Here is a 26971-nt window from a genome sequence, read left to right as displayed (position 1 = left end):
TTCCTGCTATTTGTCCCCGCGGCCTCACTGAAGCTGACATGCTCCGGTACGGGAGGGACGGGACTCCCGGACGTCGGTAACTGCGGCCAGAGGTTCGAGGCGAGACAAGGGATGAACGCTCCGACCAACACGTCGACCGACGCTGTGCTGATACGCCGCTCGCTCGCGGAGATCGCACCTTTAGCGGACAAGGTCACGTCGTATTTCTACGCACTGCTCTTCATAGGCGATCCGGAGCTGCGCACGCTCTTTCCGGCAGCGATGGACACCCAGCGGGACCGGTTGCTCAAGGCGCTGCTCACGGCCGCCGAGCATCTGGAGAACACCGCCACACTCACTGAATATCTTCGCCAGCTGGGCCGGGGCCACCGTAAGTACGGCACCCGGCCCGAGCATTATCCGGCCGTCGGAGAGGCGCTGATCGGGGCGCTGGTCCGGTACGCCGTGAAGACCTGGGACGAGGCGACCCAGGCCGCCTGGGTCCGGGCCTACACGACGATGTCGCAGATCATGATCGACGCGGCCGACGAGGACGAGCTGAGGCGGCCCGCCTGGTGGTACGCCGAGGTCGTCTCGCACGATCTGAGGACCCCGGACATCGCGGTGGTGACTCTCCGCCCGGACCAGCCGTACCCCTTTCTGGCCGGGCAGTACACGACGCTGGAGACGCCCTGGTGGCCGCGGATCTGGCGGCACTACTCGCTGGCCTCGGCGCCCCGCGCCGACGGGTTGCTGTCGCTGCACGTCAAGGCGGTGCCAGCCGGCTGGGTCTCCGGCGCGCTGGTCCACCGCGCCCGCCCCGGGGACACCCTGCGCCTGGGACCGCCCGCCGGGTCGATGGTGGTCGACCACACCACCGACAACGGCCTGCTCTGTCTGGGCGGCGGCACCGGCATAGCGCCCATCAAGGCGCTGGTCGAGGACGTCGCCCGGTACGGCGAGCGGCGGCCCGTCGAGGTCTTCTACGGCGCCCGCAGCAACCACGACCTCTACGACATCGACACCCTGCTGCGGATGCAGCAGGCCCACTCCTGGCTGTCAGTGCGGCCGGTGATCTCGGGGAGCCCGGGCCGGGGGCTCGGCGGGCGGCTCCCGGAGGCGGTGCGCGAGTACGGGCCGTGGAACTCGTACGACGCCTATGTGTCCGGGCCACCGGGGATGATCCGCAGCGGCGTGACCACCCTGCGGGACATCGGGATCCCCTCCGACCGTATCCGGCACGACTCCGTCGAGGAGCTCGTCGCGGCGAACGACTGAGGCGCGGCGCACGGCCGAGGGCCGCGCACCCGGTAGGGGATCAGCCCAGGTCCGGCGCGTGCATCGCGCGGACGCCCTCGATGTTGCCGTCGAGGTAGTGCCGCAGCGACAGCGGTACGAGGTGGACGGAGGCGATGCCGACGCGGGTGAACGGGATCCGTACGATCTCGTACTCGCCGCACGGCTCGTCCACTTCGGGGCCGTGCCGCAGGGATTCGTCCATGGAGTCGAGCCGGCAGACGAAGAAGTGCTGCACCTTCACGCCGGTCGCCCCGCCGTCGGCGCCGATGTGCTCGACGGTGTCGACGAAACAGGGCACCACATCGGTGATCTTCGCGCCGAGTTCCTCGTGCACCTCGCGGTGCAGGGCCTCGACGACGGTGGAGTCCTCCGGCTCGACGCCGCCGCCGGGGGTGAGCCAGTAGGGATCCATGCCGGGCTTGGTGCGCTTGATCAGGATCAGGTCGTCGCCGTCCAGCAGGACGGCTCGTGCGGTGCGCTTGACCACGGGTCGGACGGTCATGGGAGAAATGTGGCCCGTGGCGGCGCCCGCGAAACTCTCTCAGCTCCAGTCGACCGCGGCGCGCAGCAGCCACTCCTGCGCCCGCGCGATGTGCGGCAGGGCGAGCGTGCCGGTGCGCACCGCCAGGAAGTAGGTCCGCAGCGGGGGCACCGGCGGGTCGAGCAGGGCCACCAGTTCGCCGCGCTCCAGCGCCCCCTCGCAGAGATATCGCGGCAGTACAGCCAGGCCGGCCCCGGCCGTCACCGTCTCCAGGACCGCCCGCAGGTCGGGCGCGATCACCGTGCCCGCGGCGGCCGGCTTGGTGTCGAAGACCGCGGCCCAGTAGCGCGAGACGAGCGGGAGCGACTCGTGCACCTCCACCACCGGCATGTGCTCCAGTACGCCGGGGCCTCCGCGCCGCAGCGCCCCCGGCGCGACCCGCGAGGCCCAGCGCACTCCGGCGACCAGCACGTGCTCCTCGTCGCAGAGCGGGGTAGCGCTGAGCAGCCGGCCACGGGGGCGGGCGGTGGCGATTGCCAGGTCGTGGTGGCCTGCGGCCACGCCCTCCAGGGTCTCCTCCGCGTTGCCGAAGGAGGCCCGCAGCGCGAGCCCCTGCGGGACGAGGGAGGTCAGTGCGGGCAGGGCACGCAGCGAGGTGAACTCCGGCGGTCCTGCGAGATGGAGGGTGCGTACACCCGACTCCTCGTACGAGCCGGACTCCGCGATCTCGACCAGCGCGTCCAGGTGCGGAGCGGCGCGCTGAGCCAGTTCGTCGCCGACGGTCGTCGGTGTCACCCCGCGCGCCTGGCGCAGGAACAGCGGGCGCCCCAACTGCCGCTCCAGAGTGCGGATCTGGCTGGTGACGGCTGGCTGCGAGAGGCCGAGCAGGGCGGCGGCCCGGGTGAAGGAGCCCGCGCGATGGACCGTGACGAACGTGCGCAGCAGGGCGAGGTCCATGGGTGCCCTCCCGTCCCGAACTGCCTCACAACGTCCCCGGCCGGACACAACTATAAATATGTCGATAGGCCTCTGTCGCTACCGTGATTGGACACTGACACAGAGTCAACTAGCCTTGGTGGCACGGTTCTTCGCGCGCGGAACCGGGGCGGTCCGAGCCATGAGGGGGGAGGCTCGGACCGCCTGTCTCATGCCCCGGCGGCCGAGGCCTCGTCCAGCGCCCGCCGTACGTCGGCGACGAGGTCCGCAGTGTCCTCGGCCCCGGCGGAGAAGCGGATGAAGCCCTCCGCGACCTTGTCACCGCCCCAGCGGCCGCGCCGCTCGGCCGTGGAGCGCACCCCGCCGAAGCTCGTGGCGTCGTCCACCAGCCGCAGCGCCGCCAGAAACCGCTCCGCGTACGCGCGGTCGGGCAGGTCGAAGGAGACGACACAGCCGAAGCGGCGCATCTGCGCGGCCGCCTGCCGGTGCGCGGGGTCGGACGGCAGCCCGGGATGGCGCACCCCGCTCACCTCGGGGCGCTCCGCCAGCGCCTCGGCCACGGCCAGCGCGTTCGCCGACTGCCGGTCCGCGCGCAGCTGGAGCGTGGCCAGCGAGCGGTGCGCCAGCCAGGCCTCCATCGGCCCGGGAATCGCGCCGACGACCTTGCGCCATTTACGTACGCGCGCGGCGAGCTCGGCGTCCCGGCAGACCACATAGCCGAGCAGCAGATCGCCGTGGCCGGTGAGGCCCTTGGTGCCGCTGGCCACCGCGAAGTCCGCGCCGAGCTCCAGCGGGCGCTGGCCGAGCGGGGTCGCCAGCGTGTTGTCGACCGCGACCAGCGCGCCCGTGTCGTGGGCGGCCCGCGCCAGCCGCCGGATGTCGCAGACGTCCAGGCCCGGGTTGGAGGGCGTCTCGATCCACAGGAGGGCCGCGCCGTCCAGAACGTCCAGCTGGGCGTCGCCCGCGGTCGGCGCGGTGCGCACCTCGACTCCGTACGCGGCGAGCTGCTCGCGCACCAGGGGCAGCGCCTGGTAGCCGTCGTCCGGCAGGACCACGACGTCGCCCACGCGCGCGTGGGAGAGCAGGACCGCCGAGACCGCGGCCATGCCGGAGGCGAACACGACCGTTTCGGCGGGCGCGTCCGGGGACTCCAGCTCGGCGAGGGCGCGCTCCAGATGGGTCCAGGTCGGATTGGTGTCCCGGCCGTAGGTGTAGGGGCCCACGGCCTCGCCCGGGAGGTGGAAGTGCGCGGCGAACACCGGCCCCGGCAGCGGGGGTTCGTACGCCACCGGGTCCGGGAGCCCGGCCCGCACCGCTCTGGTGCCGTCACCCGGCGCCCGGGGAGGGTTCACACCGGAGGTCATCCGCGCTCCCCTCAGTCCCTGTCGTCGGGCAGGACGACGTTCAGCGCCCAGGACACGATCGAGATGATCAGGCCGCCGAGCAGCGCGGTCCAGAAGCCCTCGACATGGAAGTTGAGGTCGAGCTTCCCGGCCAGCCACGAGGTGAGCAGCAGCATCAGGGCATTGATCACAAAGGTGATCAGGCCGAGCGTGAGGATGAACAGCGGGAGCGAGAGGAGCTTCACGACCGGCTTGACGATGAAGTTCACCACGCCGAAGAGCAGCGCGACCAGAACCAGCGTCAGGGCCTTCCTGCCGGTGCTGTCACCGGTGAGCGTGATGTCCTGAACCAGCCAGATGGCCACGGCCAGAGCCGCCGCGTTGGCGAGCGTCTTGACTACGAAATTCTTCATGTGTCTGATCGTGGCAGACGTGATCGGTACCAGTGCAGGGGCGGACGGCGATGAAGCAATTCCGGCTTGACGAACTTGAGGCGGAGCGCGCCGCAAACGACGGCGCGTACCTGCAGTTTCTGCGTGAAAGGAACATGTCGGCCGGGCTCTACGCACTGGACGCGGGCGACCACGATCCGCAGAAGCCGCACGCCCAGGACGAGATCTACTTCGTGGTGAGCGGCCGGGCGTCCATCACGGTCGGCCTGGAGACCACCGAGGTGGCGCGGGGCAGCGTCGTCCATGTGCCGGCCGGGGTCGCCCACCGGTTCCACCACATCGTCGAGGACCTGCGGGTTCTGGTCGTCTTCTCTCCCCCTGAGAGCTGAGGGCGCCCCCGGGGATTCCCTAGGGGGCCGGTCAGGGGAGACCAAGGGCTGCGAGGCCCCCGTTCGGTACCCCCGCGCCCCTAGCATCGAGGGTGTCGAAGGCAGCAGCCCGAGACTTGAGGAGAATCACGAGTACGAAAGAGGTAAGGACGATGGCCGCACGGGAGATATTCACGGGGATGCCCTGGTGGGTGAAGTGGGTCGCCGTGCCCGTCATCGCGCTGGTCGTATTCGGCGGTCTCATCGCCAGTGTGGTCGGCTTCCTGTTCGGACTGCTCTTCAAGGCGCTGATCTTCGTGGCCCTGGTCGGCGGTCTCATCTACGTCGTCCGGCGGTTCATGTCCTCGTCGTCCTCGCGCGGCGACTGGTAGACGCCAGCGCGCATTTCGTACGGGTGCGGTCCCGTACAGGCACAGCGCTCGTACAGGACGACCAGGATTAGCCCGGCTGAGGGACGGAGAGGCCAAACCCCTCATGGCGCCGGAGGCGGCCGTTATGGTGAAAACCTCTGCTGCCTCGGGCGGGCCCCCTTGCCCGTCAGCACGCCTGGGGGTGACCTGTGGCCACGGCTGCGAACGCCGGTATCCCTACCCTGATCGGTTCGGTCCAGCGGGCGTTGCGCCTGCTGGAGGCCGTGGGTGCCCATGTGGACGGCGCTCCTGCCAAACAGCTGGCGCGGGAGGCCGGGCTGCCGCTTCCCACCGCGTACCACCTGCTGCGCACCCTCACACACGAGGGCTATCTGCGCAGGGAGAACGGGGTGTTCGTCTTCGGCGAGGCGGCCGAGAGGCTGGCGGACGGCGGCGCGATGCAGAATCGTCGCACCAAGATCAGCCGCTCTCTCGCGGAGTGGCGCGACGCCATTGGGGTCCCCGTCTACTTCGCGGTCTACCGCGAGGGTGAGATCGAGATCGCCGGAGTGGCCGACACGCCGTCGGCCCCGGCCGTCGAGGAGTGGGCCGACTTCCGGGAGACCGGGCACGCGCACGCCATCGGCCAGTGCCTGTTGAGCCAACTCGACGAGAAGGCCCGCGAGGACCATCTGAAACGGCACCCTGTCCGCGCGGTCACCCCCTATTCCGTACGCGACCGCCGGGCCCTCCTGGACCGCCTCGCGGCTACGGAGCGTATGCAGCCGTTCGTCGAACGACAGGAGTACGCCCTGGGTACGGTCTGCGCGGCCATCCCGATCACGGCGGGTTCCGGAGCCGCGACCATGGCCATCTCCCTCCCCCTCCACCAGCAAGAACGCCTGATTCCGGCGATCGAGCAGCTCCGCGGCGAAGTCGGCCGTCTCCTCAGCTCCCTCGCGTTCTCTATCAGTATCTGAAAAATCACTCCTTGTGATCTTTTAGTGCTTCCAGCACGATTGCGTCAAGAGGGCCAGGGGGATCATTCCTGGCCATTTCAGCTACAGCGGGGTACATGATGCGTGAGGTCCTGGCAGAGGTCATGATGAGCTTCCTCGTCTCCGAGGAGCTCTCCTTCAGGATCCCGGTGGAGCTCACGTACCGCGGCGACGATCCGTACGCCGTCCGCATGACCTTCCACCTTCCCGGCGACGAACCCGTGACCTGGACATTCGGGCGGGAACTACTGCTCGACGGCATCAACACCCCCACCGGCGAAGGGGACGTGCACATTGCGCCCTCCTGCCCCGAGGAGCTCTGCGACGTCCACATCCGCCTCCAGGTGGGCGGCGAACGGGCGCTCTTCCGGGCCGGGGCCGGCCCGCTGGTGGCCTTCCTCGACCGCACCGACAAGCTCGTACCGCTGGGACAGGAGCGCGCGCTCGGCGACTTCGACGGACATCTGGACGAGGCGCTGGGACGGATCCTGGCCGAGGAGCAGAACGCGGGCTGAGCGCCGCCTACTTCTTGCGGCGCCGGCCCCGCCCGCCCCGCACCGGCCCGCGGGCCGCGACGGCCGGGCGGTCGGCCGAGACCACCAGCGCCGCGAGTGCGGTGGTCAACGGGACCGAGGCCACCAGGCCGATCGATCCCACCAGCGTCCGGACGATCTCCGCGGCGACCAGCTCGCTGTTGGCCACCGTCCCCACGCTGCTCTGCGCGATGGAGAACAGCAGCAACAGCGGCAGCGCCGCGCCCGCGTATGCCAGGACCAGGGTGTTGACCACCGACGCGATGTGGTCGCGGCCGATCCGGATGCCCGCCCGGTACAGCCCGCGCGGGCCCATCGTCGGATTGGCCTCGTGGAGCTCCCAGACCGCCGACGTCTGGGTGACCGTCACATCGTCGAGCACCCCGAGCGATCCGATGATCACGCCGGCCAGCAGCAGACCGGACATGTCGATGTTCGGGTACAGCGCGTGGATCAGGCCGGTGTTGTCGTCGGTGTTGCCGGTCAACGAGGCCCAGCCGATGAAGAGCGACCCGAGCAGCCCGATCAGGACGAGCGAGACCAGCGTGCCGAGCACGGCGACCGAGGTGCGCGCCGACAGGCCGTGGCACATGTACAGCGCGATCAGCATGATCGCGCTCGAACCCACCACCGCGACCAGCAGCGGATTGGAGCCCTGGAGGATCGCCGGGAGGATGAACAGGGTCAGCACGGCGAACGAGACGACCAGCGCGACGAGCGCCATCACCCCGCGCAGCCGGCCGACGACCACGACCGCGAGCGCGAAGATCCCCGCGAGCAGCGCCATCGGGAGCCGCCGGTTCACATCGGTCACCGAATACTGCAGGTCGTGCGGGGCGTCGGGGGCGTACGCGACGATCACGCCCTGCCCCTTGTGCAGTTGGCGCGGGGCGTCCGGCTGGACGATCTCGGTGAAGGTGCGGCCCTTCTCCTTGCCGCTGGTGACCTCGACGGTCGCCTTGGCGCACAGGCCCCGCTGGGAGCGCCCGGCCTGTTGGCCCTCGGCGGTTGAGGTGTCGCCGTTCGACGGCGTCTGACCGGCGTTGACCGACTTGCAGTCGACCTTCTGGAGGGCGAGGACCTTCGCCTGCTGGGTCTGGCGGTCGAAGCCGACTCCGGTGCGCTGGTGGGACGGGGATCCCCCGGGCCACAGTACGGCCAGGCCGACGAGCACCGCGACCGAGAACGGGATCAGCACGGCGGCGATCACCTTGCGGAGGTGCTTCGAGACGGGCGCCGCAGGACCGTGACTGTGCGTGTGCCCAGGGGGCTGGCCGTGCGGGTGTCCGTGGGCGTCCTCGGGGGGCTGCTCTGCTGATGTCACCGCCCGATCATCGCAAGACGGCGGGGCCCCTCTGTTCAGCGCGCTGGCGATGACGCTAGCGTGGTGACACCTTTGCACACGCGGGAGCTCGGAGCACCGGGCTGAGAGGGCGCTGAAAGCCGTACGAACCGTACGGAAGCGGCTGCGCCGACCGCCGAACCTGTTACCGGGTAATGCCGGCGTAGGGAGTAGGTCTCATGACCGTTCAGGACGCACGCACGCCTGCCTCGAATCAGAGCGAGGCCGGGAAGTCCATCGGCTGGCACAAGGGATACGTCGAGGGCTCGCGCCCCGACCTCCGGGTGGCGGTCCGCCAGGTTCACCTCACCAACGGCAAGGACGTCACGCTGTACGACACGTCCGGGCCGTACACCGACCCGAACATCGAGACGGACGTCCGCCGGGGACTCGCCCCGCTCCGGGAGAACTGGATCATCGCGCGCGGCGACACCGAGGAGTATGCGGGCCGCCCCGTGCGCCCCGAGGACGACGGCATCAAGCACACCTCGCCGCGCGGCGGGCTGAAGAACCTCGACGCGGTGTTCCCGGGCCGCCCGCGCCAGCCGCGCCGGGGCCGTGGTGGGCAGGCCGTCACCCAGCTCGCGTACGCCCGCCGGGGCGAGGTCACCCCGGAGATGGAATACGTCGCGATCCGCGAGAACGTCTCTCCCGAGGTCGTGCGCGAGGAGATCGCGGCCGGGCGCGCGGTGCTGCCCGCCAACGTCAACCACCCCGAGATCGAGCCGATGATCATCGGTAAGCGGTTCCTGGTGAAGGTCAACGCCAACATCGGCAACTCCGCCGTCACCTCCTCCATCGAGGAGGAGGTCGACAAGATGACCTGGGCCACCCGTTGGGGCGCCGACACGGTCATGGACCTCTCGACCGGCCGCAACATCCACACCACCCGTGAGTGGGTGCTGCGCAACTCCCCCGTCCCGATCGGCACCGTGCCGCTCTACCAGGCGCTGGAGAAGGTCGACGGCCGCGCCGAGGAGCTGACCTGGGACGTCTACAAGGACACGGTCATCGAGCAGGCCGAGCAGGGCGTCGACTACATGACGGTCCACGCCGGGGTGCTCCTGCGGTACGTGCCGCTCACCGCCCGCCGCAAGACCGGCATCGTCTCGCGCGGCGGCTCGATCATGGCCGCCTGGTGCCTCGCGCACCACAAGGAGTCGTTCCTGTACGAGAACTTCGAGGAGCTCTGCGAGATCCTCGCGGCGTACGACGTGACGTACTCCCTGGGCGACGGTCTGCGCCCGGGCTCCATCGCGGACGCCAACGACGAGGCGCAGTTCGCCGAGCTGCGCACGCTCGGTGAGCTCAACACGATCGCCAAGCGCCACAACGTGCAGACGATGATCGAGGGCCCGGGACACGTCCCGATGCACAAGATCAAGGAGAACATCGACCTCCAGCAGGAGATCTGCGAAGAGGCGCCGTTCTACACGCTCGGCCCGCTGACCACCGACGTCGCCCCGGCGTACGACCACATCACCTCCGGCATCGGTGCTGCGATGATCGCCTGGTGGGGCACCGCGATGCTCTGCTACGTCACGCCCAAGGAGCACCTGGGCCTGCCGAACCGCGACGACGTCAAGACGGGCGTCATCACCTACAAGATCGCGGCGCACGCGGCCGACCTCGCCAAGGGACACCCGGGCGCGCAGGACTGGGACGACGCGCTCTCGGACGCCCGCTTCGAGTTCCGCTGGGAGGACCAGTTCAACCTGGCCCTTGACCCGGACACCGCGCGGGAGTTCCACGATGAGACGCTGCCCGCCGAGCCGGCGAAGACCGCTCACTTCTGCTCGATGTGCGGGCCGAAGTTCTGCTCGATGAAGATCTCGCAGGACATCCGGCGCGAGCACGGCGGGGATCTGGCGGCGGGGGACATCGAGGCCGGAATGGCGGAGAAGTCCAAGGAGTTCGCCGAGGCGGGCAACCGCGTCTATCTGCCGATCGCGGAGTGACGTACGCGTACCGATGTTTCACGTGAAACAGCGCTCGCTGTTTCACGTGAAACATGCGCGGCCGCGGTTTCACGTGAAACGAAGGTGCCGGTGGTTTCCCCGTGGGGTCCCAGCGGTTTCACGTGAAACGGGCGCCCCCAAGCCGGTCACTCCGGCTGGTGTTCGGGGCCCCCGAAGTCGGGACTGGTGAAGTCCGGGCTGGTGAAGCTGGGCCGGGTCCCGGTGGACGAGTCGCCCGGACTGTCGAAGTCGGGCCGGTCGTAGCCGAGGCTCGGTATCCGGCCCGCCGAGCGACGCCTCGGCACGCCCGGACCGGCGCCCGGGTCGGCCAGCGCCTCACGCAGGAACGGGTAGATGCCCCGCTCCACCAGGGCGTGGCGCCATGCGTCACGGGCCCGGGAGACCTCCTGTGTTCTCTCGTCGCCCACCTCGGCCTCCTCCGGCTCGGCGACGACCTGGGTGGCGCCGTTGCGGAGCGCGGTGAGCAGGAGGCTGATCGCGGCGGCGAGTATCGCGGCCGCGGTGAGCGCTCCGAAGAACCATCCGGCGGTCAGTAAAGTGTCGGCGAAGGCGGGCTCGGGGTTGAGCATCTTCAGGATGTAGCCCACCAACAGGAAGATCGCGGCGGCGGTCCCGGAGAGGACGGGCGCCAGCACCGCGACGACCGCGCCGACACCCGCACCCGAGGTGGACTCCGGGCTGTCGACCACCGGAGGAGTCATCACCGAACCGCGTTCCGATGTGAGCGCAGGGGTGGAGGGCGTGCGCAACTCCTCGCGCACCCTGACGTAGTGCTCGTACTCGGCCGCCGCGGCCGCCGAGACGAGGGCACCGGCGTTGAGCACCATGGTGCGCAACTGCTCGGTGTTGAGCCGTACTCCTACGCCGGCCAGTTCGGGCCGGTCGGGCGCGGTGCGCAGTGCGTCGTCGAGGATCCGCTCGAACTCCGGGCGGTCCTCGGTCAGCAGGTGCGGAGCGCTGTTCATGTGCATCCCCCGATGCTCCGTAGGGCCGGAAAGCCCGCCTGACGAACGGGCAATCGGGCGGAAACGGAGGAGAGCCTGCTACGGATAAGCCGATGGTAGAGCGATTACGGCACGGGGTGACAGGGTGTTTCCGAAATCACCTGGCTGCCGCCCGAGCCGGTGCTTTCCCGATTACGCGTCAGTCATGCAGAGGCAACTGCACGACCAGCAGTTTTCCGGCCATGGTCACCCCACCGTCCATGGCGATGGCGAGGCCGTCCGCGTACACGTGCGGGCCCTCCACGACCGGACGGGAGTCTTCCTCACCGTCTTCGGTGCCCACTTCGCCCAGAAGGTAGGGAATCGGGCTGTGTCCGTGGACCACTCGCTGTCCGCCGTACGCCGAGAGCAGCTCGCGCGCGGCCTGGGGGCCGCCCTCGTCGCGGAAGGCGAAGCGCTTGGTGAACTTCCGGAACAGGTCCCAGCATTCGTCGGCGTCGTTGCGGGTGAGCAGCGCGTGCACGGTGTCGTTCACGGCCTCGATGGAGTCGCCGTACTCCAGGTACGCGGTGGTGTCTGAGTGCATCAGCAGATGCCCGTCCTCCTGCTCGATCGCGTCGAGGCGGGACATCCACTGCAGATGGACGTCCTGGAGGCGGTCCATGTCGGCCTTCTGGCCGCCGTTGAGCAGCCAGGCGGCCTGGAAGGTGGCGGTGCCCGCACCGGAGTTGACCGGGGTGTCACCGAAACGCTTGGCGCCGATCAGGAGCAGCTCGTGGTTGCCCATGAGGGCCTTGCAGTAGCCGCCGACGGCCGCGGCCTCGGCCGACAGCCGCATCACCAGGTCGATGACGCCGATGCCGTCGGGACCGCGGTCGGTGAAGTCGCCGAGGAACCAGAGGCGGGCGTTGCCCGCGGCCCAGTTCGCGTCGACGTCGATCAGCCCCTGCTCGCGCAGCGCGGCCAGGAGTTCGTCGAGGTAGCCGTGGACGTCGCCCACGACGTAGAGCGGCCCGAGGCCGTCCGGCAGGGGCGCCGGGGCGGGGTCGGTCTGCACCCGGACCTGCACGGTGTCCCCCCGGTTGATCACCGGGAGGTCGCGTGCCGTCGGGGTGTAGCCCTCGGGCGGCTCGTCGTCCGCGAAGGCGTCCCCCGGGTGGATGTCCGCGGGGTACGCCTCCGCCAGGTGCACTGCCACAGGAGGGTGCGGCTGCGCCGGCGGAGGCATTTCGACGGGTGGGGGCGGCGGAGGGACCTGCGCGGAATGCGCGGGAGCCTGCGCGTACGGAGGCACCCGGAAGTCACGCAACGTCTCCGTCCGCTCGGGTCCCAGACCGGCCCCCTGAGTCATCGACCCCTCCACCACCGTCGCGCCGCCGTACACCGTGGGACCCCCCTGGTCGGGCGGGGATCCGCAGTGTCGTGCGCCCATCATAGGAATGAGGCTCGTGCTGTGTGACGCACCAGGGGTGGTGAATCCGGGCGCGGCCCTGGTTTGCCGGTTGTTATGTCCCCCAATGTGTTGGTCTAGTCCTTGTCTCCATCGCTGTCGGGGCTCCTGTCCGGCACGTTCGGGTCCTGGCCGAGTCCCCTGGGTTCCGCGACGGGGGAGCGCGGGGGACTGACCGTCGTACGCGGCGAACGGCGCTGCGACGACGTGCGGATGATGAGTTCGGTCGGTATCACCTGCTCGATCGGGTGACCGTGGTCGATGCCTTCGATGGCGTCGATGAGCAGTTGGACCACGGCGGTGCCGATGCGCCGGGGCTTGAGCGAGAGGGTGGTGATGGGCGGTTCGGTACTCGCGTACACGGTGGACTCGCTGCAGCAGACGAGCAGCAGGTCCTCGGGCACCCGCAGGCCGTATCTGCGGGCGGCCGCCAGCAGATCGGTGCCGTTGGGGTCGAACAGTCCGTACACGGCGTCGGGCCGGTCCGGGCGAGCGAGCAGCCGGTCGGCCGCGACGGCGCCCGCGCACGGGTCGTGGGCGGGGTAGGACTCGTAGACCGGGTCCTGCCCGACCCGCTCGCACCAGCTCAGATATGCCTCGGTGGAGAGCCGGGTATAGGTGTCGGTGGTGGTGCCGGTGAGAAGGCCGATCCGGCGGGCGCCGGCGGCTGCGAGATGGTCGAGCAGTTCGAGTACGGCGGCCTCGTGGTCGTTGTCGACCCACGCGGTCACCGGCAGCGAACCCGCAGGACGTCCGTCGGAGACCACTGGAAGTCCCTGGCGGACCAGTTCGGTGACGACGGGATCCTGGTCGGAGGGGTCGATCACGACGGTGCCGTCGAGGGCGACGTTCGACCAGACGTCCGCGGGGCTGCGGCGTGAGGTGGCGGGCAGGATGACGAGGGCGTAGCCGCGCGCGAGCGCGGCGGATGTCGCGGCCCTCGCCATCTCGGCGAAATAGGCGAACTCGGTGAAGGTGAAAGGTTCATCCCCGTATGTCGTCACGGTCAGGCCGATCAAGCCCGACTTGCCGGTACGGAGCGTGCGGGCCGCTGCGGATGGGCGATAGCCCAGCCGGTCTGCGACCTCGCGGACGTGGCGACGGGTGGCGTCGGGGAGCCGGCCCTTGCCGTTGAGCGCGTCGGAGACGGTCGTGATGGAGACACCGGCGGCGGCGGCAACGTCCCGAATGCCCGCCCTCCCCAGCCGGCGACCGGTCGACCGGCTCACCTGGTGCTTCCCTGCTGCTGTCATGGCGAGCCGATAGTAGGGCGAGGCGAGACAGTTGCCCCGCGTGCATATGCACGCGTTGACAGGCACGTTTCTGCATGATCATAAGTAGCTAAGCGCCTTGATTTGCATGGGAGTTGGGCGGATTCGCGTTGCGGTGGCGGTTGTCGATCGGTGGGAGGCTGCCGAATGCCCGATGTTTCGAAGAGGACTCAACTCACCTGCACGAGGGATGCGCGCCACGGCGCAAGCCACCGGCGCACGGCTTTGACGGGGTGCGCTCCCCCTCCCCGCGCGCCCGCGTTCCCGGGACGGGCCGGTGGGGGCGGCCGCGCCCGGAGGATGCCTTTTGGCTCTTCGCAGGGGCGCCGAATCCTCATAAGGTGAGCAGTATTCGTACGGACGGAACGGTCGAGGAGGACCTGCGGTGAGCGAGACGAGCCCCAAGCTGCGCGCCGAGCTGGACGGCATCCCCACCTACAAGCCCGGCAAGCCCGCGGCCGCCGGCGGCCCGGTCGCGTACAAGCTGTCCTCCAACGAGAACCCCTACCCGCCGCTGCCGGGGGTGATGGAGGGCGTCGTCGCCGCCGCCGGGAGCTTCAACCGCTACCCGGACATGGCGTGCACCGGTCTGATGAACGAGCTGGCCGACCGCTTCGGCGTGCCGCTCACCCACCTCGCCACCGGTACGGGCTCGGTCGGGGTCGCCCAGCAGCTGCTCCAGGCCACCTCCGGCCCCGGTGACGAGGTCATCTACGCCTGGCGCTCCTTCGAGGCGTACCCGATCATTACCCAGATCAGTGGAGCGACGTCCGTAAGGGTGCCGCTGACCTCGGGCGATGTGCACGACCTGGATGCCATGGCCGAGGCGATCACCGACCGGACCCGGCTGATCTTCGTCTGCAACCCGAACAATCCGACCGGCACCGTGGTCCGCCGGGCGGAGCTGGAACGATTCCTCGACCGGGTGCCGTCGGACGTGCTGGTGGTCCTGGACGAGGCGTACAAGGAGTTCGTCCGCGACGCCGACGTGCCGGACGGGCTGGAGATCTACCGCGACCGCCCGAACGTCGCGGTGCTGCGCACCTTCTCCAAGGCGTACGGGCTCGCCGGACTCCGGATCGGCTTCGCCGTCGCCCACGAGCCGGTGGCGGCGGCGCTGCGCAAGACGGCCGTCCCCTTCGGCGTCAGCCAGCTCGCCCAGGACGCGGCGGTGGCCTCCCTGCGCGCCGAGGACGAACTGCTCGGGCGTGTCGGCTCGTTGGTGGGCGAGCGCGCCCGGGTGTACGAGGGCCTTGTCGGGCAGGGCTGGACCGTGCCCGAGACGCAGGCGAACTTCGTCTGGCTGCGCCTCGGCGAGCGGACGGTCGAGTTCGCGCAGGCCTGTGAGGCGGCGGGCGTGGTGGTCCGGCCGTTCGCGGGCGAGGGCGTGCGGGTCACGATCGGTGAGACCGAGGCCAACGACCTCTTCCTGAAGGTGGCCGAAGGCTTCCGCAAGGCGAACTAGGGCCTTTGGCGCCCCGAGCCCGGTCCGGGACGGCGCGGCCCCAGGGTCTGTCCGGCGGATCCGGTCGGCCCCGGGCCCACCCCCTCGCGCGCGTCCGACTCCAGCGCGGGGGAGGCCGGGGTCTCGATGTAGACCTCCTCGCCCCAGGTGCGGGCGGTGGGGACGATCGGAGTCCCCCGCGAGCAGTGCGCTCGTGGGGGCCCGGGAGCTCACCCCATACGGGCCCCGCCCAGAGGTCCCCCCCCCCGCTTGAAGGTCACGGAAGCGTGTGCGACATAATGCTTGTGAATGTGAACGCGTTCACAAGCGTGTCCCTCTTCATCCCGGAATCAGTGGGATCAGAGGGGCAAACCGCCGCTGTGATCACGGCGATGTAAGGAGATGACGTTGTGAATCTGGCTCTGGCGCCGGAAACACTGGCGCGATGGCAGTTCGGCATCACCACCGTCTACCACTTCCTCTTCGTGCCGCTCACGATCTCGCTCGCCGCGCTCACGGCCGGGCTGCAGACCGCGTGGGTGCGGACTGAGAACCAGAAGTACCTCAAGGCGACGAAGTTCTGGGGCAAGCTCTTCCTGATCAACATCGCGATGGGCGTCGTCACCGGCATCGTCCAGGAGTTCCAGTTCGGCATGAACTGGTCCGACTACTCGCGGTTCGTGGGTGACATCTTCGGGGCCCCGCTCGCCTTCGAGGCGCTCATCGCCTTCTTCTTCGAGTCGACCTTCATCGGCCTGTGGATCTTCGGCTGGGACAAGCTGCCGAAGAAGATCCACCTCGCCTGCATCTGGATGGTCTCGATCGGCACCATCCTCTCCGCGTACTTCATCCTGGCCGCCAACTCCTGGATGCAGCACCCGGTCGGCTACAAGATCAACAAGGCCACCGGGCGCGCGGAGCTCACCGACTTCTGGCACGTGCTGACGCAGGACACCACCCTGGTCGTCGTCTTCCACACGCTCACCGCGGCCTTCCTCACCGGTGGCGCGTTCATGGTCGGCATCTCCGCCATCCATCTGCGCCGCAAGAAGCACATCCCGGTGATGCGCACCTCGCTCCGGCTCGGCCTGGTCACGCTCGTCGTGGGCGGACTGCTCACGGCCGTCAGCGGCGACCAGCTCGGCAAGGTCATGTTCAAGCAGCAGCCCATGAAGATGGCGGCGGCCGAGGCGCTGTGGGACGGCGAGAAGTCGGCGCCCTTCTCGATATTCGCCTACGGAGACGTGGCCAAGGGCCACAACAGCGTCGAGGTCTCGGTCCCGGGTGTGCTCTCCTTCCTCGCCGACAACAACTTCTCCTCGTACGTTCCCGGCATCAACGACGTGAACAAGCAGGAGCAGCAGAAGTACGGGCCCGGCGACTACCGGCCCAACATCCCGGTCACCTTCTGGGGCTTCCGCTGGATGATCGGCTTCGGCATGGCGTCCTTCGCCATCGGAGCCGTCGGCCTCTGGCTCACCCGCAAGAAGTTCCTGCTGGCACCCGGCCTCAGGACCGGTGACGACGAGGTGCCGCACCTGGTCCTCTTCCGGAACAAAGCGCTCGGCACCCGGCTGACCGGCTGGTACTGGTTCATCGCCATCTGGACGCTCGGCTTCCCGCTGATCGCCAACTCCTGGGGCTGGATCTTCACTGAGATGGGCCGGCAGCCCTGGGTCGTCTACGGCGTGCTGCGCACCAAGGACGCGGTCTCCCCCGGTGTCTCGCAGGGCGAGGTCCTCACCTCGATGATCGTCTTCACCCTCCTCTACGCCGTGCTCGCGGTGATCGAGGTGCGGCTGCTCGCGAAGTACGTCAAGGCCGGACCGCCCGAGCTCACCGAGTCCGACCTCAACCCGCCCACCAAGATCGGCGGGGACGACCGCGACCCCGACCGGCCGATGGCCTTCTCGTACTGAGGCTGAGGAGACAGAGGCATGGAACTCCACGACGTCTGGTTCGTACTCATCGCCGTCCTGTGGACCGGCTACTTCTTCCTGGAGGGCTTCGACTTCGGAGTCGGGATCCTCACGAAACTGCTGGCCCGCGACCGTACGGAGAAGCGGGTCCTGATCAACACGATCGGGCCCGTCTGGGACGGCAACGAGGTGTGGCTGCTGACCGCGGGCGGTGCGACCTTCGCCGCCTTCCCTGAGTGGTACGCCACGCTCTTCTCCGGCTTCTATCTGCCGCTGCTGATCATCCTGGTCTGTCTGATCGTGCGCGGTGTGGCCTTCGAGTACCGGGCGAAGCGGCCCGAGGAGAAGTGGCAGCGCAACTGGGAGGAGGCCATCTTCTGGACCTCGCTGATCCCGGCGTTCCTGTGGGGCGTGGCCTTCGGCAACATCGTGCGCGGAGTGAAGATCGACGCGCACAAGGAGTACGTGGGCACCTTCTGGGACCTGTTCAATGCGTACGCCATCCTCGGCGGACTGGTGACGCTGTTCCTGTTCACCTTCCACGGCTCGGTCTTCACCTCCCTGAAGACCGTCGGTGAGATCCGCGAGCGGTCGCGGGCGCTGGCACTGAAGCTGGGCCTGGTCACGGCCGTACTGGCGCTCGTGTTCCTGATCTGGACGCAGGTCTCGCGCGGTGACACCAAGAGCCTGGTCGCGATGGTGATCGCGGTCGTCGCCCTGGTCGGGGCGGTCGGGGCGATCAAGGTCGGTCGCGAAGGCTGGTCGTTCGCCCTGTCGGGCATCACGATCGCGGCCGCCGTGGCGATGCTCTTCCTGACGCTCTTCCCGAACGTCATGCCGTCCTCGCTGCACGAGGAGTGGAACCTCACGGTCTCCAACGCCTCGTCGAGCCCGTACACGCTGAAGATCATGACCTGGTGCGCGGGCATCGCGACCCCGGTGGTGCTCCTCTACCAGGGCTGGACGTACTGGGTGTTCCGCAAGCGGATCGGCACACAGCACATCGCCGAGACGCACTGAGTCCGCACGGGGGTGTGTTTCACGTGAAACACACCCCCTGATCCGTAGCCCCCTGACCCTTCGAGGGGATGTTTCACGTGAAACCGATCGACCCGCGACTGCTCCGATACGCCCGGGCCACCCGACTCTTCCTCGCGGCTGTCGTCGCCCTCGGCCTGGTCGGGGCGGGGCTGGTCGTCGCGCAGGCGATGCTCATCGCCGAAGTGGTGGTGGGGGCGTTCCAGGACGACCTCGGCGCCGGTGGGCTGCGGGCGCCCCTGCTGCTGCTCGGGGCGGTCGCGGTCGGGCGGGGGCTGGTGTCCTGGCTGACCGAGCTGGCCGCCCACCGGGCGAGCGCCGCGGTCAAGTCTGAGCTGCGGGGACGGCTTCTCCAACGGGCGGCCCTGCTGGGGCCCGAGTGGCTCAGCGGCCAGCGGACCGGCTCGCTGGTCGCGCTGGCCACCCGCGGGGTGGATGCGCTCGACGACTACTTCTCGCGCTATCTGCCGCAGTTGGGGCTCGCGGTGGTGGTGCCGGTGGCGGTGCTCGCCAGGATCGTCACCGAGGACTGGGTGTCGGCCGCGACCATCCTCGTCACCCTGCCGCTCATCCCGCTCTTCATGGCGCTGATCGGCTGGGCCACCCAGGCGCAGACGGACCGCCAGTGGCGGCTCCTCTCCCGGCTGTCGGGGCACTTCCTGGACGTGGTCGCCGGGCTGCCGACGCTCAAGGTGTTCGGCCGGGCCAAGGTGCAGGCCGAGTCGATCCGGACGATCACCTCGGAGTACCGCCGGGCCACGCTGAAGACCCTGCGGATCGCGTTCCTGTCGTCGTTCGCCCTGGAGCTCCTCGCGACGCTGTCGGTGGCGCTGGTCGCCGTCGGCATCGGCATGCGCTTGGTCCACGGCGATCTGGACCTCTACACCGGGCTGGTGATCCTGGTCCTCGCCCCGGAGGCGTATCTGCCGCTGCGGCAGGTCGGCGCGCAGTACCACGCTGCGGCGGAGGGGCTGTCGGCCGCCGAGGAGATCTTCGAGGTCCTGGAGACCCCGCTGCCCGAGGGCGGTACGGGTGTGGTGCCGGCCGGTCCCGTACGGATCGAGGTCGACCGGGTGACGATTCGTCATTCAGGCCGCACCGAACCGTCGTTGGCCACCGCATCCCTGGTGGTGGAGCCGGGCGAGACAGTGGCGCTGACCGGGCCGAGCGGTGTCGGGAAGTCGACGCTCCTGGGCGCGGTGCTGGGCTTCGTGGCGCCGGACGAGGGCCAGGTGCGGATCTCCGGCACCGATCTGGGGGCGCTTTCGCTGGAGCAGTGGCGCGAGCGGATCGCCTGGGTGCCGCAGCGGCCGCACCTGTTCGCCGGGACGATCGCGGAGAACGTACGCCTCGCACGGCCGGACGCGGACGACACAGCGGTACGGGACGCCCTGCGGGACGCGGGCGCCCTGGAGTTCGTGACGGCGCTGCCCGAGGGTCTTGGGACCGAACTGGGGGAGGACGGCGCCGGGCTCTCCGCCGGTCAGCGCCAACGGCTCGCGCTGGCAAGGGCGTTCCTCGCGGACCGGCCGGTCCTGCTCCTCGACGAGCCCACGGCGGCGCTGGACGGGGCGACCGAAGCGGGCATCGTCGACGCGGTAGGGAGGCTGTCGGCGGGCCGCACCGTACTGCTGGTGGTCCACCGCCCCGCCCTGCTCGCGGTCGCGGACCGGGTGGTGGAGCTGCGGCCGGCCGGGGGCGGGGACGGCGGGGCGGTGGCGCGGGAGGCGGTGTACGGGGTCGGCGAGGCGGTTGCAGCGATGACTTCCCGTACTGACGTTCCCGTACCGGCTCAGGCCCTGGCTTCAGCTCCGGCCGTGGCTTCTGCATCAGCTTCTGCTTCGGACGGGCACGCCACCTCCCAGGACGTGCTCGCGCGGGTGCGCGGGGCGGCCGGGGGGCTGCGCGGGCGCCTCGCCCTGGCGTTGGTGCTGGGGGCGTTGGCGCTCGGGTCGGCCGTGGGGCTGACGGCCGTGTCCGGGTGGCTCATCTCGCGGGCCTCCGAGCAGCCGCCGGTGCTGTATCTGATGGTGGCCGTGACGGCGACCCGGGCGTTCGGCATCGGGCGGGCCGTGTTCCGGTACGCCGAGCGGCTGGTGTCCCACGACTCGGTGCTGCGGATGCTCGCCGAGGTGCGCGTCGCGGTGTACCGCAGGCTGGAGAGGATCGCCCCGGCCGGGCTGCGCTCCACCAGGCGCGGCGATCTGCTGTCCCGCCTGGTCTCGGATGTGGACGAACTCCAGGACTACTGGCTGCGCTGGGCGCTGCCCGCCGCCACGGCCGTGGTGGTCTCGGCGGCCAGTGCCGGGTTCACCGCCTGGCTGCTGCCCGAGGCCGGGGCGGTACTCGCGATCGGGCTGCTGGTCGCCGGGGTGGGCGTGCCGATGGTCAGCGGCGCGTGCGCACGTCGGGCCGAGCGCCAACTGGCGCCCGCGCGCGGCCTCCTGGCCGCCAGGGTGGCCGATCTGCTCACCGGAACGGGCGAGTTGACGGTGGCGGGCGCGCTCGCCCGCCGTAGCCGGGAGGCGAAGGCCGCCGACTCGGCGCTCACGCGGATCGCGTCGCGGGCCGCTGCCGCCACCGCGCTCGGCGGCGGCCTCTCCGCGCTGACCTGCGGACTGACCGTGGCGGCCGCGGCCCTCGTAGGGGTTCAGGCGGTCGCCGACGGGCGCCTGGACGGGGTACGGCTCGCCGTTGTGGTCCTGGTGCCGCTCGCCGCCTTCGAAGCCGTCAACGGTCTGCCGCTCGCCGTACAGGCGCGCCAGCGGGTCAGGCGTAGCGCCGAGCGGGTGTACGAGGTGCTCGACGCACCCGTGCCGGTACGGGAGCCGGAGCACCCGGCCACCGCACCCGCGTCGCCCTTCCCCCTGGAGGTGCGGGGGCTTGCCGCCCGGTACGACGGGCAGAGCCGGGACGCGCTGAGTGACTTCACGCTGACGCTCACCCCGGGCCGGCGTGTCGCCGTCGTCGGGACCTCCGGGTCCGGCAAGACCACCCTCGCCCAGGTGCTGCTGCGCTTCCTGGACGCGCGCGAGGGCACGTACCGGATCGGCGGGAAGGACGCGGCGGGGCTTGCGAGCGACGACGTCCGCCGCCTCGTGGGGCTCTGTGCCCAGGACGCCCACATCTTCGACAGCTCCGTACGAGAGAACCTGCGGCTGGCCCGTACCGGCGCGGACGAGGACGCGCTGCGGGACGCGTTGGCCGCGGCACGGCTGCTCGACTGGGTGGACGGGCTGCCCGACGGCCTCGACACCCTCGTCGGGGAGCACGGCGCCCGGCTCTCGGGCGGCCAGCGCCAGCGGCTCGCGCTGGCCCGAGCGATCCTGGCCGACTTCCCGGTGCTGGTCCTGGACGAGCCCGCCGAGCATCTGGACCTGGCGACGGCCGACGCGCTCACGGCGGATCTGCTGCGGGTGACGGAGGGCCGGACGACCGTGCTGATCACCCACCGGCTGCGTGGCCTGGACGCTGTGGACGAGGTGGTGGTGCTGGCCGAGGGCCGGGTCGTGCAGCGCGGGGCGTACGACGAACTCGCCCTGGTCGACGGGGAGCTGCGGCGGATGCTGGAGCGTGAGCGCGACAGCGACCTCCTCCAGCCGGGCCGCCCGGCTTGAGGCGGGCTCCGTGCTGGGGCTCCGCTCTGCGGAGCCCCAGCTGTCGCGATCCTCGCCCGGTCTTCCGGTCTGCGCCCTGGCCCTTCGAGGCTGTGCCCCCCTGCCGCCCGCCAGGTCCGACTTTCCTCGCCAATTGGGACTTACTAGGCTCAAGGGCATGTCAGTGCCGGATCCGAAGGACCCCCAGGACACCAAGGACCGTGACGCGCTCGAAGCGGCGACCCTGGCCACCCGAAGCCTCCAGGGTCTGTCCACCGAGCTCACCGCGCGCGTGCCGCAGCTGCTTGAGGCGATGCGTTCCGTCGGTACCGGCCTGGAGCTGCACTCCACGCTCGACCGGATCTGCGAGACCGCCGCCGAGCTGGCCGATGCCCGGTACGCGGCGATCGGGGTCGTCGACGAGACGGGCACGGGACTCTCCGACTTCGTGACGTACGGCGTCACGTTCGAGGAGGCCGCCGCAATCGGCCGACGGCCGGACGGTCACCGGGGGCTGCTCGGCTGGCTGATCCACCACCCCGAGCCGCTGCGGCTCGGAGACCTCTCCGCAGACTCGCGCTCGGCTGGATTCCCCGCGCACCACCCACCGATGCGGACTTTCCTCGGAGTTCCCATCCGGGTGCAGGGCGAGGTCTTCGGGAACCTCTATCTCACGGAGAAGAGCGGCGGGGCCGCGTTCAACGACTACGACCTGCACATGGTGCGGGTGCTGGCCACCGAGGCGGGGATCGCGATCGGCAACGCCCGGCTGTACGAGGCGGCGCGCCAGCGGGAGCGGTGGATCGACGGATCGGTCGCCGTCACCACCGCGCTGCTCTCGGGCGGCGACGCGGACGACGCCCTGGAGGTCGTCGCCGAGCAGGCCCGGCACCTCGCGGACTCCGCCGCCGGAATCGTGCTGCTGCCCGCCGAGGAGGGCGGCCTTGAGATCGTCGCCGTCTCCTCCGAGGAACCAGGCTCGGTGCTGGGCGTGGTGATTCCCCCGGAGAGCCCGGTCGTCGCCACACTTCTGGACGGCGAGGCGGTCTTCATGGACGACGCGGCGACCGACGCCCGGATGATCACCAAACTCGCGGAGCGGTACGGGCCGAGCATGATGCTGCCGCTGCACAGCGGCGGCCGGGTGCTGGGCGCGCTCGCCACCCCGCGTGCGCGGGGAGGCCGCCCGTTCACCGAGGCGGAGCGGACGCTGGCCACGCAGTTCGCCTCACAGGCGGCGCTCGCGCTGATGATGGCGGAGGCGCAGCGGGACCGGGAGCGGCTCGCCGTGTACGAGGACCGCGACCGCATCGCCCGGGACCTCCACGACCTGGTCATCCAGCGGCTGTTCGCCACCGGGATGATGCTGGAGGGCGCCCAGCGCAAGTCGGTCGTGCCCGAGGTGCAGCGGGGCGTCGGCAAGGCCGTCGACGAGCTGGACGTGACGATCCAGGAGATCCGCACGGCGATCTTCGCGCTCCAGCAGGGGCCGGTCGAGGCGCCGTCCGGGCTGCGCACCCGGGTGCTGCGGGAGATCAACATGGCGGCGGTGCCGCTCGGCTTCAGGCCCGCGCACCGCTTCGTCGGACCGGTCGACGCCCTGGTCGGTGAGCTGACCGGCAAGAACCTCATCGCGGCCCTGCGCGAGGCGCTTTCCAACGCCTTCCGGCACGCCGCGGCCTCGCGTATCGAGGTCGTCGTGGACGCCACCGTCCAGCTCCCGGACGGGAGTCAGGGCGTGCGGCTCATCGTCGCGGACAACGGGGTCGGCATCCCCGAGGGCGGGCGCCGCAGCGGGCTGCGCAATCTGGGGCGGCGCGCGGAGGCGCTGGGCGGGTCCAGTACGTACGGGCCCGGGACCGGGGAGGACGGCGGCGGGACGGCAGTGGTGTGGGAGGCCCCGCTTTAGGGGGCAGGCCGCGAGCCCGCTGAACCCCGACCGCCACGGGGCGCGGGCCGCCTCGATCTCGTATCTGTACGCCACTTGGGGGGAGAGGCCCCCGGGCGATAGGTGTGTTTCACGTGAAACATGCTCCGGCCGCGCGACGATCCGGGCATGCGTCTCGGACACCTGTGCAGGGCCCTCACGCTGGTCCTGTGTGTCCTCGCCGGGCCGCTCACTCCCGCCGCCACGGCCGCCGACGACCCCGATGTGCCCCGTACGAGCCTGGCCGTGGCACGGCGCTATCTGAACGCCGCCCATGTGACCGCCGCATATGAGCAGGGAAGACGTGCGGCCGAGGCCCAGCGGGCGAAGGCGGAGTGGCTCGACCGGCTTCTCGCTGACCGGCGGCGCGATCTCGTACGGCTCCATGACGACATGGGCCGGGTGGCCCGTGCCCAGTACCGGACCGGCGGGAACATCGCGTACACCGCACAGCTGCTGCTCGCCGACGACCCTGAGGAGCTGATGCGCGGTCAGCGGCTGTCCTGGCAGGCCGACATGGCCGTGGCCAGGCTCTATGGGAAGGCGCGGCGCGCAGAAGGGCGGCTCACAACGGCCCAGCGGCGGGCACAGGACGCCTGGCACGACCTCGCGGACCGCAGGGGCCAGCTGGAGGGCATCAAGAAGTCCATCGCAGCGCGCCTGGAGGAGGCGCGCCGGGAGCTCCAGGGCGAGGCCGACCGGAGCGTGGCGGCGGGCCGGTGCCGTGGCGCCGTACGCCTTGAGGAGCCGCCGGGCTCACGCCCCGCGAGTGCGTGGACGGCGCCCGTGGAGATGTACCGGCTGTCGGCGGGCTTCGACAGCGCGGGCGAGCGCTGGGCCCAGCGCCACACCGGCCAGGACTTCGCGGTGGACATCGGCACGCCGGTACGGGCGGTCGGCGCGGGCCGGGTCGTCTCCGTCTCGTGCGGTGGCGGCTTCGGGATCCAGGTCGTCGTCAGGCACCCCGGCGGCTACTACTCGCAGTACGCGCATCTCGCGGCGGTCACCGTGGACCAGGGCGACCGTGTGAGCGCCGGTCAGTGGATCGGTCAGGCGGGCACCACCGGCAACTCGACCGGCCCGCACCTTCACTTCGAGATCAGGCTCACCCCCGAGATGGGCTCGGCGGTCGATCCGGTTCCGTGGCTGAGCGAGCGCGGGGTGACGCTGCACAGCAACGCCGCCGAGCCCGAAGCGGACGGCCCGTGACGCCGGCTCTGCCGCTGAGGGACGCGCGCGTTGCGGGAGTGCGGCTCAGAGGGAGGCGAGGATCCGCTCGATGACGACCGCCACGCCGTCGTCGTTGTTGGCGACCGTGTGACCCGAGGCGGCGGCCACGACGTCCGGGTGGGCGTTGCCCATGGCGTACGAGGTGCCCGCCCAGGTGAGCATCTCGACGTCGTTGGGCATGTCGCCGAAGGCGACGACCTCGGCGGGGGTGATGCCACGCTCGGCGCAGCACAGTTCGAGCGTGGACGCTTTGGAGACGCCGGGGCCGCTGATTTCCAGGAGCGCGGTCGGACTGGACCGGGTGATCTCGGCGCGTGCCCCCACGGCCTTGCGGGCCAGCGCGAGGAAGTCGTCGGGCGGCAGATCCGGGTGGTGGGCGAGCACCTTGAGGATGGGCTCAGCGACCGTGTCGGCGTCCTCGGCCAGCAGCTTCTCGGCGGGCGCGATGCTGCTGGCGGCATACATCAACAACGGCGGATAGGGCCGTTCGTGGTGGAGCCCACCGGTCTGCTCGACGGCGAAGGACGTGCCAGGGACGGCGGCGCGCAGGATCTCGACGACTTCCAGGGCGGCCGCACGCTCCAGCGGGCGGACCTTGACGAAGCGGTGCTCGCCGACCCCGTCGTGCAGATCGACGACGGCCGCGCCGTTGCCGCAGATGGCCAGGCCGTGGCCGTGGACGTGGTCACTGACCACGTCCATCCAGCGGGCGGGGCGACCGGTGACGAAGAAGACCTCGATACCCGCCTCCTCGGCGGCCGCGAGCGCCGCGACCGTACGCTCCGAGACGGACTTGTCGTCGCGCAGCAACGTGCCGTCCAGGTCGGTCGCGATGAGCCGGGGGACGACAGGGGCGGGGTGCTCGGCGGGGAGGGGCTCGGTGGCTGAGGTCACAGATCCCATTCTCCCGTATACCGATGCACGGGCGTGCGAGGGAGCGCACATGTGAGTACGCACGCTGGGGCGTGCGGGGCGCAGGGGGCGCATGAGGCGCCGGGCTCCAGCCAACCTCTGCTGGCCCTGGTGCGAGACTCTGGCCACCCCTGCCCGCCTGCCTTGCTGCCCGGCGCACCCGCGGCGAGGCCGGCGAGCCCCTCCCCGGCACCACCGGGCCGAGGCCAGTGAGATGCCAGGGGCGACGGTGGGAGGCCGGGAGTGTCAGAGGCAGCCGTTAGTGTCGTAGGTATGCGTCTGAGCACTGTGATTCTTCCGGTACGCCGCTGGCACGACGGCGGTCGCGACGAGTGGCTGCGAGCCGAGGAGCTGGGCTTCCACACCGCGTACACCTACGACCACCTGTCCTGGCGGACGTTCCGCGAAGGGCCGTGGTTCGGCGCGGTGCCGACGTTGACCGCCGCTGCTGCCGCCACGTCGAGGATGCGGCTCGGCACGCTGGTCACCTCGCCGAACTTCAGGCACCCGGTGACCCTCGCCAAGGACCTGATAACGCTCGACGACGTCTCGAACGGCCGGATCACGCTCGGGATCGGGGCCGGTGGCAACGGCTTCGACGCCACCGCGCTCGGCCAGCAGGCGTGGACGCCACGCGAGCGGGCCGACCGCTTCGCCGAGTTCGTGCCGCTGCTCGACCGACTGCTGACCGAGGACTCGGTGACGTCCGAGGGCACCTTCTACTCGGCGGTCGAGGCGCGCAACGTCCCCGGCTGCGTGCAGCGGCCGCGGCTGCCGTTCGCCGTGGCGGCGACCGGTCCGCGCGGGCTGAAGCTGGCTGCGCGGCACGGGCAGGCGTGGGTGACCACGGGCGACCCGAAGCTCTTCGAGTCGGGCACGCCCGACCAGTCGGTCGAGGCGATCCGCGGCCAGATCAAGAAGCTCGGCGAGGCCTGCGACGACATCGGCCGTGATGCGGACGAACTGGACAAGATCCTGCTTACCGGCTTCACGCCGGAGCCCGGGCGGGTACTGGAGTCGCTCGACTCCTTCGTGGACTTCGCGGGCAGGCACTTCGAGCTCGGTGTGACGGAGATCGTTCTGCACGCGCCGATCCCGGACTCGGGCTTCGCCGCAGACCGGAAGGTGTTCGAGCAGATCGCCACGGAGGGGCTGGCGCAACTGCGCTGACACGGCGGGGGCACTGACGATGCCCCCGTTCCCCGCCCTGCCGCCGCTC

At 70.4% G+C, this 26971-nt stretch carries 22 protein-coding genes; 13 read left to right on the top strand and 9 right to left on the bottom strand.

Going from position 1 to position 26971, the window contains the following annotated elements; genetic code table 11:
- Positions 1–27 precede the first annotated feature (27 nt).
- A complete protein-coding gene (locus ACZ499_RS00935; RefSeq protein ID WP_468672048.1) occupies positions 28–1257 on the top strand; it encodes a globin domain-containing protein in 1230 nt (409 codons plus the stop codon).
- Between the two features lie 40 nt (positions 1258–1297).
- Here the strand turns inward: ACZ499_RS00935 and ACZ499_RS00930 are convergent, their stop codons facing one another.
- From ACZ499_RS00930 to ACZ499_RS00915, 4 genes are all read right to left on the bottom strand, one after another.
- A complete protein-coding gene (locus ACZ499_RS00930) occupies positions 1298–1780 on the bottom strand; it encodes an NUDIX domain-containing protein (protein ID WP_101389186.1) in 483 nt (160 codons plus the stop codon).
- Between the two features lie 39 nt (positions 1781–1819).
- On the bottom strand, positions 1820–2716 hold the full coding sequence (locus ACZ499_RS00925; protein ID WP_468670816.1) for a LysR family transcriptional regulator: 897 nt from the start codon (positions 2714–2716) through the stop codon (positions 1820–1822).
- A gap of 188 nt (positions 2717–2904) precedes the next feature.
- A complete protein-coding gene (locus tag ACZ499_RS00920; protein ID WP_468670813.1) occupies positions 2905–4059 on the bottom strand; it encodes a cystathionine gamma-lyase in 1155 nt (384 codons plus the stop codon).
- A gap of 11 nt (positions 4060–4070) precedes the next feature.
- Positions 4071–4451 carry a phage holin family protein gene (locus tag ACZ499_RS00915; protein ID WP_468670811.1) on the bottom strand — a complete coding sequence of 127 codons (381 nt, stop codon included), beginning with the start codon at positions 4449–4451 and terminating at the stop codon, positions 4071–4073.
- 50 nt (positions 4452–4501) lie between these two features.
- Between ACZ499_RS00915 and ACZ499_RS00910 the strand changes: the two genes are divergently transcribed.
- From ACZ499_RS00910 to ACZ499_RS00895, 4 genes are all read left to right on the top strand, one after another.
- Positions 4502–4819 carry a cupin domain-containing protein gene (locus ACZ499_RS00910; RefSeq protein ID WP_385536192.1) on the top strand — a complete coding sequence of 106 codons (318 nt, stop codon included), beginning with the start codon at positions 4502–4504 and terminating at the stop codon, positions 4817–4819.
- A 152-nt stretch (positions 4820–4971) separates the two neighbouring features.
- Entirely contained in the window at positions 4972–5190 is a 219-nt protein-coding gene (locus ACZ499_RS00905; protein WP_385536193.1) for a DUF5326 family protein, read from the top strand.
- A gap of 188 nt (positions 5191–5378) precedes the next feature.
- Positions 5379–6149 carry an IclR family transcriptional regulator gene (locus ACZ499_RS00900; protein ID WP_468670804.1) on the top strand — a complete coding sequence of 257 codons (771 nt, stop codon included), beginning with the start codon at positions 5379–5381 and terminating at the stop codon, positions 6147–6149.
- A 95-nt stretch (positions 6150–6244) separates the two neighbouring features.
- Positions 6245–6682, top strand: a complete 438-nt coding sequence (locus ACZ499_RS00895) for an SsgA family sporulation/cell division regulator (protein ID WP_468670800.1) — start codon at positions 6245–6247, stop codon at positions 6680–6682.
- 7 nt (positions 6683–6689) lie between these two features.
- On the opposite strand, the gene ACZ499_RS00890 is transcribed toward ACZ499_RS00895, so the two are convergent.
- On the bottom strand, positions 6690–8024 hold the full coding sequence (locus tag ACZ499_RS00890) for a YibE/F family protein (RefSeq protein ID WP_468670796.1): 1335 nt from the start codon (positions 8022–8024) through the stop codon (positions 6690–6692).
- Positions 8025–8221: 197 nt separating this feature from the next.
- Between ACZ499_RS00890 and thiC the strand changes: the two genes are divergently transcribed.
- A complete protein-coding gene (gene thiC, locus ACZ499_RS00885) occupies positions 8222–10000 on the top strand; it encodes a phosphomethylpyrimidine synthase ThiC (RefSeq protein ID WP_468670794.1) in 1779 nt (592 codons plus the stop codon).
- A gap of 146 nt (positions 10001–10146) precedes the next feature.
- On the opposite strand, the gene ACZ499_RS00880 is transcribed toward thiC, so the two are convergent.
- The 3 genes from ACZ499_RS00880 to ACZ499_RS00870 form a co-directional block, all read right to left on the bottom strand.
- On the bottom strand, positions 10147–10992 hold the full coding sequence (locus ACZ499_RS00880; protein ID WP_468670792.1) for a hypothetical protein: 846 nt from the start codon (positions 10990–10992) through the stop codon (positions 10147–10149).
- 172 nt (positions 10993–11164) lie between these two features.
- Positions 11165–12331: a metallophosphoesterase gene (locus tag ACZ499_RS00875; RefSeq protein ID WP_468672046.1), complete on the bottom strand. Its 1167-nt coding sequence runs from the start codon at positions 12329–12331 to the stop codon at positions 11165–11167.
- A gap of 161 nt (positions 12332–12492) precedes the next feature.
- A complete protein-coding gene (locus tag ACZ499_RS00870) occupies positions 12493–13668 on the bottom strand; it encodes a LacI family DNA-binding transcriptional regulator (protein ID WP_468670790.1) in 1176 nt (391 codons plus the stop codon).
- 403 nt (positions 13669–14071) lie between these two features.
- On the opposite strand from ACZ499_RS00870, the gene hisC reads away from it, so the two are divergent.
- The 6 genes from hisC (at position 14072) to ACZ499_RS00840 (ending at position 24819) form a co-directional block, all read left to right on the top strand.
- On the top strand, positions 14072–15151 hold the full coding sequence (gene hisC / locus ACZ499_RS00865) for a histidinol-phosphate transaminase (RefSeq protein ID WP_468408212.1): 1080 nt from the start codon (positions 14072–14074) through the stop codon (positions 15149–15151).
- 389 nt (positions 15152–15540) lie between these two features.
- Complete coding sequence (locus ACZ499_RS00860; protein ID WP_468670787.1) at positions 15541–17049, top strand: cytochrome ubiquinol oxidase subunit I; 1509 nt, start codon at positions 15541–15543, stop codon at positions 17047–17049.
- Positions 17050–17067: 18 nt separating this feature from the next.
- Positions 17068–18069: a cytochrome d ubiquinol oxidase subunit II gene (cydB, locus tag ACZ499_RS00855; RefSeq protein ID WP_468670785.1), complete on the top strand. Its 1002-nt coding sequence runs from the start codon at positions 17068–17070 to the stop codon at positions 18067–18069.
- A 77-nt stretch (positions 18070–18146) separates the two neighbouring features.
- On the top strand, positions 18147–21704 hold the full coding sequence (gene cydD, locus ACZ499_RS00850) for a thiol reductant ABC exporter subunit CydD (RefSeq protein ID WP_468670783.1): 3558 nt from the start codon (positions 18147–18149) through the stop codon (positions 21702–21704).
- Between the two features lie 157 nt (positions 21705–21861).
- Positions 21862–23592 (top strand): GAF domain-containing sensor histidine kinase, encoded by a 1731-nt coding sequence (locus ACZ499_RS00845; RefSeq protein WP_468670781.1) that lies wholly within the window; start codon positions 21862–21864, stop codon positions 23590–23592.
- 147 nt (positions 23593–23739) lie between these two features.
- Positions 23740–24819, top strand: coding sequence for a M23 family metallopeptidase (locus ACZ499_RS00840; RefSeq protein WP_468670778.1), 1080 nt, complete (start codon positions 23740–23742; stop codon positions 24817–24819).
- Positions 24820–24864: 45 nt separating this feature from the next.
- On the opposite strand, the gene ACZ499_RS00835 is transcribed toward ACZ499_RS00840, so the two are convergent.
- Positions 24865–25743: a Cof-type HAD-IIB family hydrolase gene (locus ACZ499_RS00835; protein ID WP_468670775.1), complete on the bottom strand. Its 879-nt coding sequence runs from the start codon at positions 25741–25743 to the stop codon at positions 24865–24867.
- Positions 25744–26025: 282 nt separating this feature from the next.
- Between ACZ499_RS00835 and ACZ499_RS00830 the strand changes: the two genes are divergently transcribed.
- The gene (locus ACZ499_RS00830) at positions 26026–26922 is read left to right on the top strand and encodes an LLM class flavin-dependent oxidoreductase (RefSeq protein WP_468670773.1); all 897 of its coding nucleotides are present in this window, start codon (positions 26026–26028) and stop codon (positions 26920–26922) included.
- Positions 26923–26971: the final 49 nt, after the last annotated feature.

This window comes from Streptomyces sp. NPDC031265 (assembly GCF_055570295.1).
The sequence above is the reverse complement of the archived record's forward strand: the minus strand, read 5'-3'. Positions and strand labels throughout refer to the sequence as shown.